Origin of the sequence: Micromonospora sediminimaris (genome assembly GCF_016863575.1) — a bacterium.
GTDB classification, from domain to species: domain Bacteria; phylum Actinomycetota; class Actinomycetes; order Mycobacteriales; family Micromonosporaceae; genus Micromonospora; species Micromonospora sediminimaris.
In genome coordinates, this window is record NZ_BOPD01000002.1 from 453,527 (window position 1) to 470,311 (window position 16,785).

At 71.1% G+C, this 16,785-nt stretch carries 18 protein-coding genes and 2 riboswitches; of the genes, 5 read left to right on the forward strand and 13 right to left on the reverse strand.

Features of this window, described 5'->3' with window-relative positions:
• Nucleotides 1-74: 74 nt before the first annotated feature.
• Complete coding sequence (locus Vse01_RS02025; RefSeq protein WP_170863334.1) at nucleotides 75-242, forward strand: hypothetical protein; 168 nt, start codon at nucleotides 75-77, stop codon at nucleotides 240-242.
• A 30-nt stretch (nucleotides 243-272) separates the two neighbouring features.
• Here the strand turns inward: Vse01_RS02025 and Vse01_RS02030 are convergent, their stop codons facing one another.
• Nucleotides 273-995 (reverse strand): hypothetical protein, encoded by a 723-nt coding sequence (locus tag Vse01_RS02030; protein ID WP_139233094.1) that lies wholly within the window; start codon nucleotides 993-995, stop codon nucleotides 273-275.
• Between the two features lie 218 nt (nucleotides 996-1,213).
• Entirely contained in the window at nucleotides 1,214-1,774 is a 561-nt protein-coding gene (locus Vse01_RS02035) for a cysteine hydrolase family protein (protein WP_093402404.1), read from the reverse strand.
• Nucleotides 1,775-1,886: 112 nt separating this feature from the next.
• Between Vse01_RS02035 and Vse01_RS02040 the strand changes: the two genes are divergently transcribed.
• Nucleotides 1,887-2,885 carry a tyrosine-type recombinase/integrase gene (locus tag Vse01_RS02040; protein ID WP_093402405.1) on the forward strand — a complete coding sequence of 333 codons (999 nt, stop codon included), beginning with the start codon at nucleotides 1,887-1,889 and terminating at the stop codon, nucleotides 2,883-2,885.
• Between the two features lie 27 nt (nucleotides 2,886-2,912).
• Nucleotides 2,913-2,997: riboswitch (ZMP/ZTP riboswitch) on the forward strand.
• 14 nt (nucleotides 2,998-3,011) lie between these two features.
• The gene (locus Vse01_RS02045; RefSeq protein WP_093402406.1) at nucleotides 3,012-3,917 is read left to right on the forward strand and encodes a bifunctional 5,10-methylenetetrahydrofolate dehydrogenase/5,10-methenyltetrahydrofolate cyclohydrolase; all 906 of its coding nucleotides are present in this window, start codon (nucleotides 3,012-3,014) and stop codon (nucleotides 3,915-3,917) included.
• 123 nt (nucleotides 3,918-4,040) lie between these two features.
• Here the strand turns inward: Vse01_RS02045 and Vse01_RS02050 are convergent, their stop codons facing one another.
• A complete protein-coding gene (locus tag Vse01_RS02050; protein ID WP_093402407.1) occupies nucleotides 4,041-4,829 on the reverse strand; it encodes an endonuclease/exonuclease/phosphatase family protein in 789 nt (262 codons plus the stop codon).
• A 177-nt stretch (nucleotides 4,830-5,006) separates the two neighbouring features.
• On the opposite strand from Vse01_RS02050, the gene Vse01_RS02055 reads away from it, so the two are divergent.
• Nucleotides 5,007-5,831, forward strand: coding sequence for a TSUP family transporter (locus Vse01_RS02055; protein ID WP_275415470.1), 825 nt, complete (start codon nucleotides 5,007-5,009; stop codon nucleotides 5,829-5,831).
• Here the strand turns inward: Vse01_RS02055 and def are convergent.
• Together def and Vse01_RS02065 are read right to left on the reverse strand one after the other, a co-directional pair.
• Nucleotides 5,784-6,290 carry a peptide deformylase gene (gene def, locus Vse01_RS02060; RefSeq protein WP_093402408.1) on the reverse strand — a complete coding sequence of 169 codons (507 nt, stop codon included), beginning with the start codon at nucleotides 6,288-6,290 and terminating at the stop codon, nucleotides 5,784-5,786. The genes Vse01_RS02055 and def overlap by 48 nt on opposite strands.
• A 10-nt stretch (nucleotides 6,291-6,300) precedes the next feature.
• Nucleotides 6,301-7,554, reverse strand: coding sequence for a chorismate-binding protein (locus Vse01_RS02065; protein ID WP_170863335.1), 1,254 nt, complete (start codon nucleotides 7,552-7,554; stop codon nucleotides 6,301-6,303).
• 96 nt (nucleotides 7,555-7,650) lie between these two features.
• On the opposite strand from Vse01_RS02065, the gene Vse01_RS02070 reads away from it, so the two are divergent.
• Complete coding sequence (locus Vse01_RS02070; protein WP_093402410.1) at nucleotides 7,651-7,851, forward strand: DUF5999 family protein; 201 nt, start codon at nucleotides 7,651-7,653, stop codon at nucleotides 7,849-7,851.
• 100 nt (nucleotides 7,852-7,951) lie between these two features.
• Here the strand turns inward: Vse01_RS02070 and gcvP are convergent, their stop codons facing one another.
• From gcvP to ftsR, 8 genes are all read right to left on the reverse strand, one after another.
• The gene (gene gcvP, locus Vse01_RS02075; RefSeq protein ID WP_093402411.1) at nucleotides 7,952-10,774 is read right to left on the reverse strand and encodes an aminomethyl-transferring glycine dehydrogenase; all 2,823 of its coding nucleotides are present in this window, start codon (nucleotides 10,772-10,774) and stop codon (nucleotides 7,952-7,954) included.
• A 77-nt stretch (nucleotides 10,775-10,851) separates the two neighbouring features.
• Nucleotides 10,852-10,950, reverse strand: a riboswitch (glycine riboswitch).
• A gap of 66 nt (nucleotides 10,951-11,016) precedes the next feature.
• Entirely contained in the window at nucleotides 11,017-11,898 is an 882-nt protein-coding gene (locus tag Vse01_RS02080; protein ID WP_093402412.1) for an NAD-dependent protein deacetylase, read from the reverse strand.
• Nucleotides 11,899-12,005: 107 nt separating this feature from the next.
• Nucleotides 12,006-12,728 (reverse strand): DivIVA domain-containing protein, encoded by a 723-nt coding sequence (locus Vse01_RS29570; RefSeq protein WP_275415471.1) that lies wholly within the window; start codon nucleotides 12,726-12,728, stop codon nucleotides 12,006-12,008.
• Nucleotides 12,725-13,903: a globin domain-containing protein gene (locus Vse01_RS02090; RefSeq protein WP_093402413.1), complete on the reverse strand. Its 1,179-nt coding sequence runs from the start codon at nucleotides 13,901-13,903 to the stop codon at nucleotides 12,725-12,727. Before Vse01_RS02090 ends, Vse01_RS29570 begins: the two co-directional genes overlap by 4 nt.
• 2 nt (nucleotides 13,904-13,905) lie before the next feature.
• The gene (locus tag Vse01_RS02095) at nucleotides 13,906-14,304 is read right to left on the reverse strand and encodes a group I truncated hemoglobin (protein WP_093402414.1); all 399 of its coding nucleotides are present in this window, start codon (nucleotides 14,302-14,304) and stop codon (nucleotides 13,906-13,908) included.
• A gap of 312 nt (nucleotides 14,305-14,616) precedes the next feature.
• On the reverse strand, nucleotides 14,617-15,213 hold the full coding sequence (locus Vse01_RS02100; protein WP_093402415.1) for a MerR family transcriptional regulator: 597 nt from the start codon (nucleotides 15,211-15,213) through the stop codon (nucleotides 14,617-14,619).
• A gap of 199 nt (nucleotides 15,214-15,412) precedes the next feature.
• The gene (locus Vse01_RS02105; RefSeq protein ID WP_013733914.1) at nucleotides 15,413-15,877 is read right to left on the reverse strand and encodes a bifunctional nuclease family protein; all 465 of its coding nucleotides are present in this window, start codon (nucleotides 15,875-15,877) and stop codon (nucleotides 15,413-15,415) included.
• 173 nt (nucleotides 15,878-16,050) lie between these two features.
• Nucleotides 16,051-16,752: a transcriptional regulator FtsR gene (ftsR, locus tag Vse01_RS02110; protein ID WP_093402416.1), complete on the reverse strand. Its 702-nt coding sequence runs from the start codon at nucleotides 16,750-16,752 to the stop codon at nucleotides 16,051-16,053.
• Nucleotides 16,753-16,785 lie beyond the last annotated feature (33 nt).

Genomic DNA, 16,785 nt, shown 5'->3' on the forward strand with positions numbered 1-16,785 from the left:
CCCGGGTAGCCCCACGAAGGCCGCCACCGCGCTCCGGGCGCCCGGCGGCTACCCGACGCAGGAGGGGAGCAGACATGCAGACCACCTACGACTCGGTGGACGACCTGGCCGCGGCGCTGCGCCGGGCGGCGTCCGCCCACGACCGCCACGAGAAGAAACTCGGCCACCCCGACCCCGACTGGCCGGACTGGTACGCCCGACACATGGTCGACGAGCGCGCCGGCCACCAACAGCACCGCTGAGCGTTGAACCGCCGGTACCCGTGCCCGCCGTCAGGCAGGCCACGGCACCTCGTGGTACGTGATCCCCGAGGAGATGGTGACAACATGCTGGTGCCGCCGCAACGGACCGTCCCGTAGCGCGTCGAGGTCGACCGGTCGCGCCTCGACGAAGACCGTAGGCCAGGTGAGATCCGGAACGGGCTGGCTGTTCAGGGGATCGCCGAGCCGTGACCATTCGGCCTGCCCAGTCCAGTCCTGTGCCCAGCCGACCTGAACAGTCCAGCCCCGCCCGGGGACGAGGTAGCCCAACCCGGGCTTGGGTAGCAGCAATCCGTCCTCGGTCCTGCCGTTCGCCGCGTAGTAACTCTCGATCTCATCGATGGCCGACTCGGTGGAGGGCACCAGCCCGGCAGCTCTGGCGTGCCTGTCGACCTCCCGCAGCACCTCCAGCAAGTCACCGTCGGCCCCGAGATACCTGGTCTCGGTGAGACCGCAACTGATGCGGTACTCGTCGTGGGCCCACAGACCGTTCGTGTCGCCGGCATGGCAGATGTCCCGCGTTGCCACGGCGACCGGCCTGAGCGGCGACGCCCGGGCCACGTCGGAGAGCAGGATGCTGAGCTGCTCGGCGCTCGACGCACTTGCCTGCCGGACCGCTGCCGATTGCGCTTCCCGGCTGGCTTCCTCGCGCGTGGGTGCGTCCGACCCGCAGGCCGCCAGCGTGAACACCAGAGCTGCGGCTGCCGCCGACGTGACCAGGTGACGAGGAGTCATGGTTGCGAGGATGCTGGCCGCAGTCAGACGAAGCATGAGTCGCCGTACTCATCTCGCCGCATCGCCGACGTCGTGAACGCCAGAGGTGGGAAGCCGCACGTCGGCGGCCCCGCCTCTCCTCGACGACGACCATCCGCGCACCGATTCGATAATGCACATTATGTAACGTTGAGTGGGTGGGGCCCCTGCCCTGACCGATCCAGAGGCCCACCCGACGGTCAGCCGATGGGACCGAAGTTGACTTCGGCGGCCTGGACGGTCCCGGCCTGGCGGCCGGGTGCGCTGTGGAAGCTCCAGTACAGGTTGGTGTGGGCGATGACCTGCTCCGGCGGCGGCGCGCCGTAGGCGGTCAGGTCTTCCGTGGTGTGCGCGTCGCCGACAAGCGTCGCGTCGTAGCCGCGCACGAACGCGCCGTGCAGAGTCGACCGGATGCACGCGTCGGTCTGCGCGCCCGTGACGACCAGCCGGCCCACGCCGCGCTCGGCGAGCACCGCCTCCAGGTCGGTGTCCTCGAACGAGTCGCCGTAGCGCTTGTGCACCAACGGCTCGGTGTCCTCGCGGAGCAACTCGGGCACGTACTGCCAGGCCTCGCTGCCCTGCGGGAGGCCTTCGTCGGAGTGCTGCACCCAGACGACCGGCACGCCCTCGGCGCGCGCCTTACCCAGCACCGTGTTGATGTTGGCGATGACGCCGTCACGGTCATGGGCGTCCGCCACCACCCCGTTCTGCACGTCGATGACGAGCAGCGCGGTGTTGGGTCGCTCGGGCAGGGTCGTCATGGTGCGCCTCCGGTGACGGTGAACTCGGTGATCGCACCGTAGCTCCGACCCCTGACAGAAACGCTCCCCTGCCCTCGGGCCCGGAACGTGAAAGTCATGCATAATATCCCTTATGCATGACAAGCAGGACGAATCGGTAACAACGCTGATCGAGGAGTTCCTGACCGCCCGGGCCACCCGTAAGCCCTCCCCGCACACCCAGGCGGCCTACCGGCGGGATCTGACCACCGTCGCCGCGCTCGCCGCGGAGCTGTCCACCCCTCCCCTCCCCCTGGCCGAGCTGCCCGTCGACTCGCTCTCCCCCAGGCTGATCCGGGCCGCGTTCGCCCGATTCGCCGCCGGCCGAGCGGCCAGCTCCGTCGGTCGGGCCTGGTCCACCTGGAACGGCTTCTTCTCCTTCCTGGTCGCCGAGCAGGTGGTGCCCGGCAATCCGATGCCGGCCGTGGGACGTCCCCGCACTCCCCTGCCGACGCCCAAGCCGCTGCGCGGTGAGGACACCCCCGAACACCTGCTCACCTCGGCGGCACGGGCCGAGGGACGGCAGCGGGACCCGTGGCCGGAGCGGGACGTGGCGGTGCTGGCGCTGGCCCTGTGCGCGGGGCTGCGACTGTCGGAGCTGCTGGCATTACGGGTCGATTCGCTCGGTGGCCGCCCCGGTGAGCGCCGGCTGGAGGTGGCCGGCAAGGGCGGGCGCCCCCGGGTACTGCCAATCGAGCCGGATCTGGACGCGGTGCTGGCGAGCTATCTGGACAGCCGTGCCCGCCGCTTCGGCGCGCGTACGGTGCGGCAGGTGTCGCCGCTGTTGGTGGACCGTCAGGGTGAGCCGCTGCGCCGGGGCGGTCTGCAGTATCTGGTGGAGTCCTGCTACCGGCGGGCCGGGATCGTCGACCGGGTGCCGCGTGGGGCGCGGCTGCACGCGCTGCGGCACACGTTCGCCACCCGGTTGGCCGAGGACGGCGCCGGGGCGGCGGAGATCATGCGGCTGTTGGGGCACGCGTCGTTGGCGTCGTCGCAGACGTACATCGAGGTGACGTCGGGGCAGCAGCGGGAGGCGGTGCGGGCCAACCGTACGAACCGGGCGTTGGCGGGGCTGCTGCCGGCTCCTGACTGAGCTGACGCGGCCGGTGGTGTGGCAGGCTGGCGAGGACGCGACTGGCGGCATCGGGGATGGGATCGACCATCGGGAAGCTCGTCGTGGGGGGTCGTCCGCCTGGGCCTGCCACGGGCGAGGTGAGCCATGTCGACGACGGCGCGGTTGCTGCCGGGTGTGCCGGTGGCGGAGGAAATTCTGGCCCAGGTGGCCGAGGGGGTGGCGCAGCTGCGGGCGGCGGGGGTGACTCCGACGTTGGCGACGGTGCTGGTGGGTGACGACGAGGCCAGCGCCGGTTACATCCGGATCAAGCAGCGGCGGGCGGCGGAGCTGGGTTTCGCCTCGCCGCACGTACGGTTGGCGGCGTCGGTGTCGCAGGCCGACGTGCACGCGGTGCTGGCCGACTTCAACTCCGATCCTGGGGTGCACGGGGTGTTGGTGCAGCACCCGATCCCCGGCGGTCTGGACTACGACCGGGCGTTGCAGACCCTCGCCCCGGATCTGGACGTGGACGGGATGCATCCGGTGAACATGGGGCGGCTGGCGTTGGGGTTGCCGGGACCGCTGCCGTGCACGCCGGCGGCGATCGAGGCGTTGTTGGCGTACCACGGGGTGCCGGTGGCTGGTCGTGAGGTGGTGATCCTGGGTCGTGGGGCGACGTTGGGGCGGCCGTTGGCGATGCTGCTGGCGCAGAAGCGGTCGACGGCGAACGCGGCGGTGACGGTGGTGCACACGGGGGTGGCGGACTGGCCTCGGTATACGCGTCGGGCGGAGATTCTGGTGGCGGCGGCCGGGGTGCCGGGCATCGTGCGGCCGGAGCATGTGCGCCCGGGTGCGGTGGTGGTCGGTGGTGGGGCGCGGTACGCGGGGCGTCGGTTGCTGCCGGACGTCGATGAGTCGTGTGCGCGGGTGGCGGGGGCGATCACGCCGAGGGTCGGTGGGGTGGGTCCGGTGACGGTGGCGATGTTGTTCCGGAACGCGTTGCGGGCGGCCCGGTCAGCGGCTGGCCAGGTGCTTCGCCAGGGCGGTGGCGCTGAGGCACTACCTCGGTGACCGCGCCCTGAAATCGGGGAGGCGGCAACAACGCTGTAGTTGCCGCCTCCCGGGGGCCGGACACCGCGACAACCCTGATGTTGCTGGGGCGTCGGAGGAGCGGCGTCCGGCGGGTTCGCGGGGTCAGGGGCGACTGCCGAGGTCGACGACCAGGGGGCGGTGGTCGGAGATTGTCGACAGTGGGGTGCGCACGGCGGTGACCGGGGGTAGCTGGTCGAAGCCGTGCCGGTCGGCGAGGATGTGGTCGAGTTGGACGCGGGGTTGCGCGGCGGGGTAGGTGGGCCGGCGGGCGAGCAGGTGCCAGCCGGAGACGACTCGGGTGGCCCAGGCGGGCAGGTTCAGGTCGCCGAGCAGGATGCGTGGGGCGGGTAGGGCGCGCAGGGCGCGGATGACCTGGCGGAGTTGGCGGACGTTCCAGCCGGCGACGAAGGACAGGTGGGTGGCGGCGACGGTGAGGGGGCCGTGGGGGGTGTCCAGCACGGCGGCGAGGACGACGCGGGGTTCGTCGCGGAGCAGGATGAGGCCGCCGCCCGGGCCGGGCACGTAGACCGGGGAGCGCACCGGGGCGGGGTGCAGGCGGGTGACGCGCCAGTGGGTGACCGGGTGGCGGGAGATCAGGCCGACGCCGTAGCAGGGTTCGCCGTGGCCGTCGTCGTCGTGGGTGAGGGGGCGGAACTTTTCGCCGGGGGTGCCGACAACTGCGGCGGCGAAGCGGTGCTCGGGTGCGCCGAGGGCCTGGGCGGCGATGGCGGTGAGGTCGAGGTTGCCGCTGCGGGACTGGTCACGGTCGACTTCCTGGAGGGCGAGGATGTCGACGTCGAGGGCGGCGACGGCGGCGGTCAGTCGGGCCGGGTCGACCAGGCCGTCGGTGAGGGACCGGCCGTGCAGCAGGTTGAACGTGGCCAGGCGCACGCTGTCACCTTAGCGACGGCGTGGGAGAGTTGCCCGATGCTGCGGGCGTTGTGCTGTTCGGTGCTGGTGTTTGTGGCGGTTGCCGGGATGGGGATCTGGGTGCGGCGTCGTCGGGGCCGGTGAGGCTGGCCACAGCCGGCGGTGTGAGCGGGGGGCCGGTGGGGAGAATCCCTGGTCGTGGAGTTGGACCCGGTGACCGTGGTGACGTTGCTGACCGCCGCCGCCCTGGCGGGGTGGGTGGATGCGGTGGTGGGTGGTGGTGGGTTGCTGCTGTTGCCGGCGTTGCTGGTGGCGGCCCCGGGGATTCCTCCGGCGACGGCGTTGGGGACGAACAAGTTGGCGGCGATCGCCGGTACGTCGACGGCGGCGGTGACGTTCGCCCGCCGTACGAAGATCGATTGGGCGGTGGCGGGGCCGGCGGCGGCGTTGGCGGTGGTGTGTGCGGGTCTGGGTGCGGCGTTGGCCGGGGCGGTGCCGCCGTCGGCGTACCGGCCGGTGGTGCTGGTGGTGCTGGTGTCGGTGGCGTTGTTCGTGGTGCTGCGTCCCGCGTTGGGGGTGCTGGCGGTGCCGCAGCGGCGGACCCGGCCGCGGGTGGTGGTGGCGGTGCTGGTGGCCGGGGTGGGCATCGCCGCGTATGACGGGTTGATCGGTCCGGGTACGGGCACGTTCCTGGTGCTGGCGTTCACCGCGCTGGTGGGTGCGGATTTCCTGCACGGTTCGGCGATGGCGAAGGTGGTCAACGCGGGCACGAACGCGGGTGCGTTGGCGGTGTTCGCGGTGACCGGGCACGTGTGGTGGCTGCTGGGTGCGGCGATGGCGGTGTGCAACATCGCGGGGGCGTCGGTGGGTGCGCGGATGGCGTTGCGGCGCGGTTCCGGGTTCGTGCGGGTGGTGCTGCTGGTGGTGGTGCTGGCGTTGGTGGCGAAGCTGGGATACGACCAGTGGGTGGCTGGTTCAGCTGCGGCGGGAGGAGTCGAAGCGGCCGGCGCGGATCTCGCGTAGGGCACGGCGGCGGGTTTCGCCGCGCAGGGTGTCGACGTAGAGGCGGCCGGCGAGGTGGTCGGTCTCGTGTTGCAGGGCGCGGGCGAGGAAGCCGCTGCCGGCGATGGTCAGGGGTTCGCCGTGCTGGTCGTAGCCGTGGGCGGTGGCGTGCAGGGCGCGGGGGGTCGGGAAGTACAGCCCGGGGATGGACAGGCAGCCCTCGTCGTCGTCCTGGAGTTCGGTGGAAAGCTCCAGCGTCGGGTTGATCATGTGGCCGCGGTGGCCGTCGGCGTCGTAGACGAAGACCTGCGCGTTGACGCCGATCTGGGGGGCGGCGACGCCGGCGCGGCCGGGCGCGCCGAGCAGGGTGTCCATCAGGTCGGTGACCAGGGTGCGCAGTTCGGCGTCGAAGCTGGTGACCGGTTCGCTGGGGGTGCGGAGCACCGGGTCGCCGATGATTCGGATGTCCCGCATCGTCATGTCGGCAAGGTTATCGGGCGGTGGCCGTCGGCGGGGGTGGCCCGGTTCGGTGGCCGGAGAGAGCGGCCCGCACCGGGGTGGTCTTGGCGGCGGCTTCGGCGACCTCGGCGGCGGGGTCACTGTCCCAGGTGATGCCGCCGCCGGCCCAGACGTGTAGGGCGTTGGCGTCGACGGCGGCGGTGCGGATGGTCAGGCCGAGGTCGATGTGGTCGGGGCCGACCCAGCCGAGGGCGCCCATGCTGGCGCCACGGCCGACGGGTTCGAGGGCGGCGATGTGGTTGAGGGCGGCGAGTTTCGGTGCGCCGGTGACGGAGCCGCCGGGGCAGACGGCGCGGAGCAGGTCGGCCAGGCCGAGGCCGTCGGCGATGTCGGCGCGGATGGTGGATTCGGCCTGCCACAGGTCGCACCAGCGGCGTACGGCGAACAGGTCGTCGACGCGGACGCTGCCGGTGCGGGCGACGCGGGCCAGGTCGTTGCGTTCCAGGTCGACGATCATGATGTGTTCGGCGCGTTCCTTGGCCGAGGCGAGCAGGTCGGCGCGGCCGGCGGCGGTGGCCGGGCGGGTGCCTTTGATCGGTCGGGTGGTGAGGGTGCCGTCGCGTACCTCGATGAGGGTTTCCGGGCTGGCGCAGCCGATGGCCCAGCCGGGGCCGGTGAGCACGCCGCCGTAGCGGGCGCCGGGTAGGCCGCCGAGGCGGGTCAGGGCCGGCAGTGGGTCGCCGGTGTAGGGGGTGCTGGCGTGGCCGACGATGTTGACCTGGTAGACCTCGCCGTGGCCGATGGCGCGGCGGATCGCGGTGACCGCGTCTGCGTGTTGGCGGGGGGTCCAGCTTTCCGTCCAGGCGCCGTGCCACCAGGGTGGTGGTGGGTGGGGGTGGGTGGTGCGGGCCGCGGTGTGGGCGTAGACGACGACGGCGACTTCGGGCAGGTCGGCGGGGTTGGGTGCGCCGGGTGGGCCGCCGGCGAGCAGGGCCGCGGCGGTGGCGGAGAGGTAGAGCGCGGCTCCGCAGATGCCGTGCTGGTGGTGGGGGCGTGCCGGGCGGGCCAGGTCGCGTAGGTGCAGGCCGTGTTCGGCGAGGAACTGCTCGGCGTACGTGGCCGGGTCGCCGCCGTCGGCGGGGCGCCACTGCCAGCGGGCGTGTTCGACGAGCCGGCCGCGGCAGGGCGCGGGAACCGCGGGTGGATCGACAACCATCCGTGGGAGCGCTTCCACTACGTCTGGACGGTTCATGCTCATCCGTTCAGCGGATTTCCCGCGCACCACGCGTACATCTGCTCGATGCGGCAAGCTTTCGCTTGGTACTGTGCGTCACTGGTCATGTGAACCATGACACAGTGCCCCCACAGTCCGGAGAACCCGATGTGCCAGCACCAACCCACCTGTCCCTCCGCCGAAGCCACCGACCGGGAAGCCGCCAGGGTCATCGCCTGCTTCCGTGAACAGGGCTGGAGCCTGCTCTGCAACGGAGTCATCGTCTTCGAGGACACCGGCGAGCTGCTGCCCGACGGCAGCAGCATCGCACCGCACCGAGGCCCCGCCCGACACGCGCTCGCCGCCTGAGGCGACGTCACGATCCGTCACGACGTCTTTCCCGCGCCGACCCAGGCTAGTCCCCCGGTCAGGGACCGCCACGACCAGGTCGGCGCGGTACCGGACCCGGTCAGCTCTCGTACGCCTGCGGTGACGGGCACGAGCAGACCAGGTTCCGGTCGCCGTACCCGCCGTCGACCCGACGCACCGGCGGCCAGTACTTCCCCGCCCGCTCCACCCCCGCCGGCCAGGCGCCCACCGACCTCGGGTAGGGGTGCGGCCAGTCGTCACCGCCGACCATCTCCGCCGTGTGCGGCGCGTTGGCGAGCGGGTTGTCCCCGGTCGGCCAGGCACCCGAGCCCACCTTGTCGATCTCCGCCCGGATGGCGATCATCGCGTCGCAGAACCGGTCCAGCTCGGCCAGGTCCTCACTCTCGGTCGGCTCCACCATCAACGTCCCCGCCACCGGGAACGACATCGTCGGCGCGTGGAAGCCGTAGTCGATGAGCCGCTTGGCCACATCGTCGACACTCACCCCGGTCGCCTTCGTCACCGGCCGCAGATCCAGGATGCACTCGTGCGCGACCAGGCCCTTGTTGCCCGCGTACAGCACCGGGAAGTGCTCCCGCAGCCGCGCCGCCACGTAGTTGGCCGCCAGCACCGCCACCCCGGTCGCCCGCGCCAGGCCGTCGGCGCCCATCATCCGCAGGTACGCCCACGGGATCGGCAGGATCCCCGCCGACCCGTACCGGGCCGCCGCGATCGCCGGCCGCCCCGGCACCGGCGCACCGGCCGGATCAGCCGGCAGGAACGGCGCCAGGTGCGCCCGCACCGCCACCGGACCCACCCCCGGCCCACCGCCGCCGTGCGGAATGCAGAACGTCTTGTGCAGGTTCAGGTGCGACACGTCCGCACCGAACCGGCCCGGCCGGGCGAACCCGACAAGCGCGTTGAGGTTCGCACCGTCGACGTACACCTGCCCACCGGCGTCGTGCACCTTCGCGCACAGCGACGCGATACCCGTCTCGTACACCCCGTGCGTCGACGGATACGTCACCATGATCGCCGCGAGGGTGTCCCGATGCGCGTCGATCTTGGCGTCCAGGTCGACCAGGTCGACGTTGCCGTCGGCGTCGCAGCCGACCACGACCACCCGCATCCCCGCCATCACGGCGCTGGCCGCGTTGGTGCCGTGCGCCGACGACGGGATCAGGCACACGTCGCGGTGCTGATCACCCCGGCTGCGATGCCACGCGCGGATCGCCAACAGTCCCGCCAGCTCGCCCTGCGAACCGGCGTTGGGCTGCACACTCACCGCGTCGTAGCCGGTGACCTCGGCCAGCCACCCCTCCAACTGGCCGATCAGCTCCCGGTAGCCGGCGGTCTGCTCCGCCGGAGCCAACGGGTGGATGTTCGCGAACTCGGCCCAGCTCACCGGCTCCATCTCGGCGGTGGCGTTCAGTTTCATCGTGCACGACCCCAACGGGATCATGCCCCGGTCCAGGGCGTAGTCGAAATCCGCCAGCCGACGCAGGTACCGCAGCATCGCCGTCTCCGACCGGTGGGTACGGAACACCGGATGGGTGAGGAAGTCACTGGTGCGGGCCAACGCGGCCGGCAACATCTCGGGCACCTCACCGGCCACGCCGTCGACACCGAACGCCGCCCACACCACCGCCACCTGCTCGGCCGTGGTGGTCTCGTCGCAGGACACACCGACCCGGTCGGCGTCGACCAGCCGCAGATTCACCCCACGCCGCTGCGCCTCGGCGACGACCTGCCCGGCCCGACCCGGCACCCGCGCCGTCACCGTGTCGAAGAACGCGACGTCGGCCACCTCGACCCCACCGGCCCGCAACCCGGCGGCCAACCGGGCCGCCATCCGATGGGTACGGGCCGCGATCTCCCGCAGCCCGTCCGGGCCGTGGTACACGGCGTACATGCCCGCCATCACGGCCAGCAGCACCTGCGCGGTGCAGATGTTGCTCGTCGCCTTCTCCCGGCGGATGTGCTGCTCCCGGGTCTGCAACGCCAACCGGTACGCGGCCGCGCCGGCCGCGTCCCGGGACACCCCGACCAGCCGGCCCGGCAGCATCCGTTCCAGACCCGCCCGCACCGCCAGGTAGCCGGCGTGCGGCCCACCGAAACCCATCGGCACCCCGAACCGCTGGGTGGTGCCGGCGGCGATGTCCGCGCCGATCTCCCCCGGCGGGCGCAGCAACGTCAACGCCAACAGGTCCGCCGCCACCGTCACCAACGCCCCGACCGCGTGCGCGGCCTCGACCAGTGGGGCGTGGTCCCGCACCGCCCCGGACGCCCCCGGATACTGCAGGTGCACCCCGAAGAACTCCGCCGGCAACGGCTCGACGGCCAGGTCCAGCACCCGCACCTCGATACCGAGCGGCTCGGCCCGCCCGGCGATCACCGCGATGGTCTGCGGCAGGGCGTCGGCGTCGACCACGTACACCCGGCTGCCGCTCTTCGACGCCCGCCGCGCCAGGGTCATCGCCTCCGCCGCCGCGGTGCCCTCGTCGAGCATCGACGCGTTCGCCGTCGCCAGACCGGTCAGATCCGACACCATGGTCTGAAAGTTCAGCAGCGCCTCCAGCCGACCCTGGCTGATCTCCGGCTGATACGGCGTGTACGCCGTGTACCAGGCCGGATTCTCCAACACGTTGCGGCGGATCACCGCCGGGGTGTGGGTGCCGTGATACCCCAACCCGATCATGGAGACGGCGACCGTGTTACGGGCCGCCAAGGCCCGCAACTCCGCCAGAGCCTCGTGCTCGCTGGCCGGTGGCGGCAGGTCCAGCCGGCCGTGCCAGCGGATCACCTCGGGAATCGCCGCGTCCATCAACTCGTCGATCGAGGCGTACCCGACGGCGTCCAACATGCGGCGCTCGTCGTCGGGGCCGGGACCGATGTGACGATCGGCGAACTGCTCGGCGGTCATGGGCGCTCCTGCGAGGGGCGGGGGTCGACAGGTCGGCCCTCCCCCTCTGTCACACCCCGCGGGCGCTCCACAGTGCCTGACCCGACGTGGTCCTTCTGCCTGAGAGGTTCCGGGGAGGATTTGCCCCTTCGGCGCCGCCCCGGCTGTCGCCAGGCGGTCTCTCCCACGTCGGTGCTACCGGCGCGATCAACGCTACCAGCGGGCCCGACGGCCCGCACCGAAGCCCCTGACCTGCCCGCCGCTCACCCGCCGACCGGACTCGGCACCCCCGGCAACGCCGCCGACCCCACCGCCGGCCCGGCACCGAGCAGCCGGTCCGCCAACGCCGGCAACAGCCGCCCCAACGGCGCCTCCACCCGCAGGCACGCGTACTCGTCACCGCGGGTCGACCCCTGGTTGACGATCACCACCGGCACGTCCCGCTTCGCCGCCCGCAACACGAACCGGCGACCCGACATCACCGTCAACGACGACCCCAGCACCAGCAGCAGCCGGGCCTGCTCCACCATCGCGAAACACGACTGCACCCGATCCGCCGGCACCGTCTCGCCGAAGAAGACCACATCCGGCTTGAGCAGCCCGCCGCAGGCCACGCAGTCGACCGTCCGGAACGCCGCCACCTGCGCGTCAGCGAGATCAACGTCACCGTCCGGGTTGACCGCGGCGGCCTGCCCGACGAACCCGGGATTGGCCGCCCGCAGCCGCCCGTCCAACTCCGCCCGCGACGTACGGCGTCGACACCCCAGACAGACCACCTCGTCGAGCCGACCGTGCAACTCCGTCACGTCCCGGCTACCGGCCGCCGAGTGCAACCCGTCGACGTTCTGCGTGATGATCCCCGTCACCAGCCCGCTCTGCTGCAGGCGGGCCACCGCCCGGTGCCCGTCGTTGGGTGCCGCCCCGGCGATCAACCGCCACCCCAGGTGACTGCGCGCCCAGTACCGCCGCCGCGCCGCCGCGTCGGCCAGAAACGTCTGATACGTCATCGGAGTGTGCCGGCGCGCGACACCACTGGGCCCCCGATAGTCGGGAATGCCCGACTCGGTGGACAACCCGGCGCCGCTGAGCACCACCACCCCACCGGCGGCCACCAGCCCCGCCAACGGCTCGATCAGCTGCTGCACCCACCCATCGTGCCCCAGCACCGTCGCCGCCGACGAACGCCACCGGCAGCGGTTCAACCGCCGCCGGTGGCGCCACGGTGAGCGGGGCACCGCCAGACGGGCTCGCGTCAGCGCTGCTGATGCCGAGGCAACGACCGGGCCGCCGCCGCACCGGCCGCCGCCGGCTGCGCCCCGATCCGCTCCATGGTCCGCGACAACTGCTCACTGCCGTCGTCCAGATGCCGCGCCGCCGCCTGCATGTGCGAGATCATCATCTCGCCGTAGATCCGCAGGGCCTCCCGCGCCGCCACCCCGTCGTCGAACGTCGGCCCCGCCGCCACGTGGTAGTCCTGCACCGCCCGCTCCGCCTCCTGACGGGCCTCCTCCACCGCCGCCCGCACATAGCTCTCGTACTGGGTACGGGCGTACTCGGCGACCCGCCGCGCATAGTCGTGCGCCTGGGCGATGATCTGCTCGGCCTCCCGCTGCGCCGCCGAAAGCAGATTCACCTCCTTGGCCGCCGGCACCTTCGCCGTCGGCTCCGAACTCGGAATCACCCCGTGCCGGTGCAACTCCACATGGTCGTTGAGCCGCTCGTTCTCCGCCCGCAGATTCGCCACCTGCGTCGACAGCAGATCCAACTCATCGGCCACCTGCACCCGGAACCGGTCCACGTCGTTCTGGTCGTAGCCGCGACGCCCGAACGACGACGACCCGAACTCCCACCGGCGCACCCGGTCGGCGGTCATCCGCACCTGCACACCACCGGCGACCTGCGCACCGTCGTACCTGCCGACCGGGGTTCCACTCACCGCACCGGCCTGCCACTCCCGGCCACGAGGCTCACTCACCGGGCACCTCCGGAATCGTCAGAGACAGCGGGGCCTCCCACCGCCGTCCGCCACGAGGGGCCGTACCAGTGCCTACCCAGACCCTCGTGATGCACCTGCCCGGCATGGAAACCGGACCGGGTCAGGGTGGCCACCGTGTGCGACACCATGTCGTCGGAACCACACACGTACACATGCCGGGACCGCCAGTCACCGTCGGCCAGCGCCCGGTCCACCGGATACACGAACTCCCCCGGCCGGTTCAGGTCCAACCCCACCACCTGCGTCACCGACAACCAGGCGTACGAGGCGGCCAACTTCTCCAACGCGTCACCGTCGTAGAACTCGCTGCGCGAACGCGCCCCCACGTACACGTCGACCCGACGCCGGGAACCCTCGGCCGCCACCTGCTCCACCAACGCCTTCAGCGGAGCCCAACCGGTACCACCGGCCAGCAGCAGCAGATCCGCCGAACCCGCCGGACGCAACGTCAATCCGTCACCCACCGGAGCGGCCAGATGCAACTGGTCACCCACCGCACACCCGTACACCAGCCGCGACGACACCGCCCCGCCCGGCGCCGCCCGGACATGCAACTCCACAGTGCCGTCCGCGCGCGGCGCGTTAGCCGGCGAGTAGTACCGCCACGACCGCACCGCCGGATGCGACACCCCGATCGACTGACCCGCGGTGAACGGCAACAGATACTGCGGACGCAACGTCAGCACCGCCACGTCGAACGCCCGCCGCTCGTGCCCCACCACCTCCGCCACCCACCACGGTGGACTCACCGCCTCAGCGGCCTGCGCCGCCTCGGACATCACCTGCGCCACCAGCCCGTACGCCGCCGCCCAGTCCTGCGCCAACTCGTCGGTCCACTGGTCGGCGAGAAAATGCCGCAACGTCGCCAGCAACGCCTCCCCCACCGCCGGGTAATGCTCCGCCCGCACCGCGAACTTGCGGTGGTCGACGCCGAGATCCTGCAGGAAACCCACCAGCCGGTCCACCTGGTCCACCTGGGACACGATGTGACCGAGCGCATTCACCAGCCGATCCCGCTGACCCGCCATGTTCGTCGGGAACATCTGCCGGGTCTCCGGATACGCCAGGAACAGCGTCGAATAGAAGTAGAGCGGCACCTGGTCGCCGTGCGCAGCCACCAGCGACCAGCTCTGCTTGAGCCGGGGCACGTCCACGCTCAGGCGCCCGCCTGGTCCCCGCCGGCCACCACCTGGTCCTGCACCTGCGCCAGCACCGCCTGCACGTCGGCGATGATGTCACCCGGCACACCCAGCTGCGTCAACGTCGCCGTCAGATGCTCACCAACCATGACGTAGTGCGCCACCGGAATGTTCAACGGCTGATGCGCCGACGCCAGATCCCGGCCGGTGTACTCGTTCGGACCACCGAGCACCACCGTCAGCATCAACGCCAGGTGCCGGCGCTGCCCCGCCATGTCCACCTCGGCGAAGTAACCGGCAAGCTCCGGATCGGCGAGCACCCGGTCGTAGAACAGCTCGACAGCGGCCTTCACCGAAGCCGCACCGCCGATGCGCTCGTAATGCGAGACCGGAGCGGTCTCCTCGGTAACCGTCACGGTTGTTTCCTTCCGTCGTGAGGGGACGCGCGGTGTCAGCGCGCGCAACGACGACCCGCCGACACCGGAACCACCCCACGGCAGCGGCAGCGGCAGACCGTGTCGGACGATAGCGTGCCGCGTCCGCCCCGTCACCGCCGGCCCATCGGAATCCCGGACACAACCAGACACGAAGAGTCACAAATCTCACCCCGGACCGTCACCCCGGGACAACCGGACCCACACCCAACGTGATCAACCAGGCCCGGTGGCCTGCCAGCGGCCGAACGTCACCAGCGGCACGCCCGAGCGCACGACGACACAGTGGAACGACTAACCCGCCCGCCGCCGGGCCCGCCGTGCGGCCAACTCGTCGCCCACCGCACCACCCTCGGCAACCTCCGGCGACCCCTGCTCCACCGACACCGCCGCCGGCTCCGCCGGCAGATGCGACAGCGAACCCTGGATCTCCTTGAACGCGCCACCGATCGCGATGCCGAACACCCCCTGGCCGCCCTGCAACAGGTCGACCACCTCCTCCGGCGAACGACACTCGTACACCGTCGTCCCATCGGAGATCAACGTGATGCCGGCCAGGTCCGCCACCCCACGCGACCGCAACGCCTCGATCGCCTTACGGATGTTCTGCAACGACACCCCGGCGTCCAGCAGCCGCTTCACCACCTTCAACACCACCAGGTCGCGAAACGAGTACAACCGCTGCGTACCGGAACCCGACGCGTCCCGCACACTCGGCACCACCAGAGCCGTACGCGCCCAGTAATCCAACTGGCGGTAGCTGATCCCCACCGCATGGCAGGCCGTCACACCCCGGTACCCCACCGCACCGTCACCGTCAGTTGCCGACCCGGGCATCCCACCCGACTCACCCGACACCGCACCCTGATCGGAATCCCGCGGCTCGTACATCCCGACAACCTCCCCGTCAGTGCGGTGCCACGCCGCTTCCGGGACGCGCACCCCTCGACACGGCAACCCTATAGCGACCATCAGGAGTTACCACGGAGAAACCGTCGCGACACGCCGCGCATCGACAGCGATGACCATCACCATCACCGACAGTCACCGCCCACACGGCCTTCCCACCGACATCGGCAGGGCCGAACACTCAGCCGGCGAAATCCTCCGGGCGAACCTGCTCCAGGAACTCCCGGAACTTCTCCACCTCGTCCTCCTGCTCGTCGGGAATCACGATCCCCGCCTCACTGAGGACCTGCTCCGCACAACGAATCGGCGCACCCACCCGCAACGCCAGAGCGATCGAATCACTCGGCCGAGCCGAAACCCGCACCCCATCACCGATCAACAAATCAGCGAAGAACACGTTCTCCTTCAGCTCGGTGATCTCCACCGCCCGCAACGGCGCCTTCAACGCCGCCAACACATCCCGCAGAAGATCATGGGTCAGCGGACGCGCCGGCTTGACACCCTGCTGCTCATAAGCGATCGCCGTCGCCTCGACCGCGCCGATCCAGATCGGCAGATAGCGGTCCCCCTCGACCTCCCTGAGCAGGACGATCGGCTGGTTACTGGGCAACTCCACCCGAACCCCGACCACGCTCAGCTCGCGCACCGCCGCCTCCGTGTCGTTGTCACCTACGCCGCACCGCGCCCTTCTCTGCACGGTACACGGACCGCGACACGGCCGTCTCATGCGCTACACGCACCCACGCCCGCGCCAGAAGAGGGGTTACCCCCGCAAGCCTACGCCACTCACCAACCAGCCGATCAGTACGCACACGCACCTCACCGACCCAACGTCGAACGCAACCCCACCCGCACCAACGCCGCATGCAACTGCTCAGACAACGCCACCAACTCCCGCGCCGTCTCCGCCGCCCGCGCCCGCGCCGCCGGATCACTCTGCCGCACCAACGGCGCCACCAACTGCGCGAACAAACCGACCTCGCGATCCGCCGCCGTCCGATAACCCCGCAGATGCCGCGGCTGGAACCCGTACGCAGCCAGACCCGCCACCGCCCGCGCAATGATCAACGCGTCACCGTCATACCACCCCGGCGGATCCGACACCACCAACCCGAGCCGCTCCAACTCACCCAACGTCGACTCGTCCAGCCCACTACGCGCCACCAACTCGGCACGATCCAACCGGACCTGCGCCGACTCGACCGACGCCGCCGCACCACGACCCGGCACCTCACCATCAGGGCCCACAGCAACCAACGCCGGACGCGACCCCTCCGGCACCTCACCATCGGCGTCCCACCGCGCCAACTGCTCACGGATCACCCGCAACGGCAGATACTGATCCCGCTGCGCCGTCAGCACGAACCGCAGCCGCGCCACATCGTCCCAGCCGTACTTCCGGTAACCCGCCGCCGTACGCTGCGGCTCCACCAGGCCCTCAGCCTCAAGAAACCGCAACTTCGAAATCGTCACGTCCGGAAAATCCGCCCGCAACTGGGCCAGCACCTCGCCGATACTCATCAACGGCGGGGCGCCACCCACCCCGGACGGCCT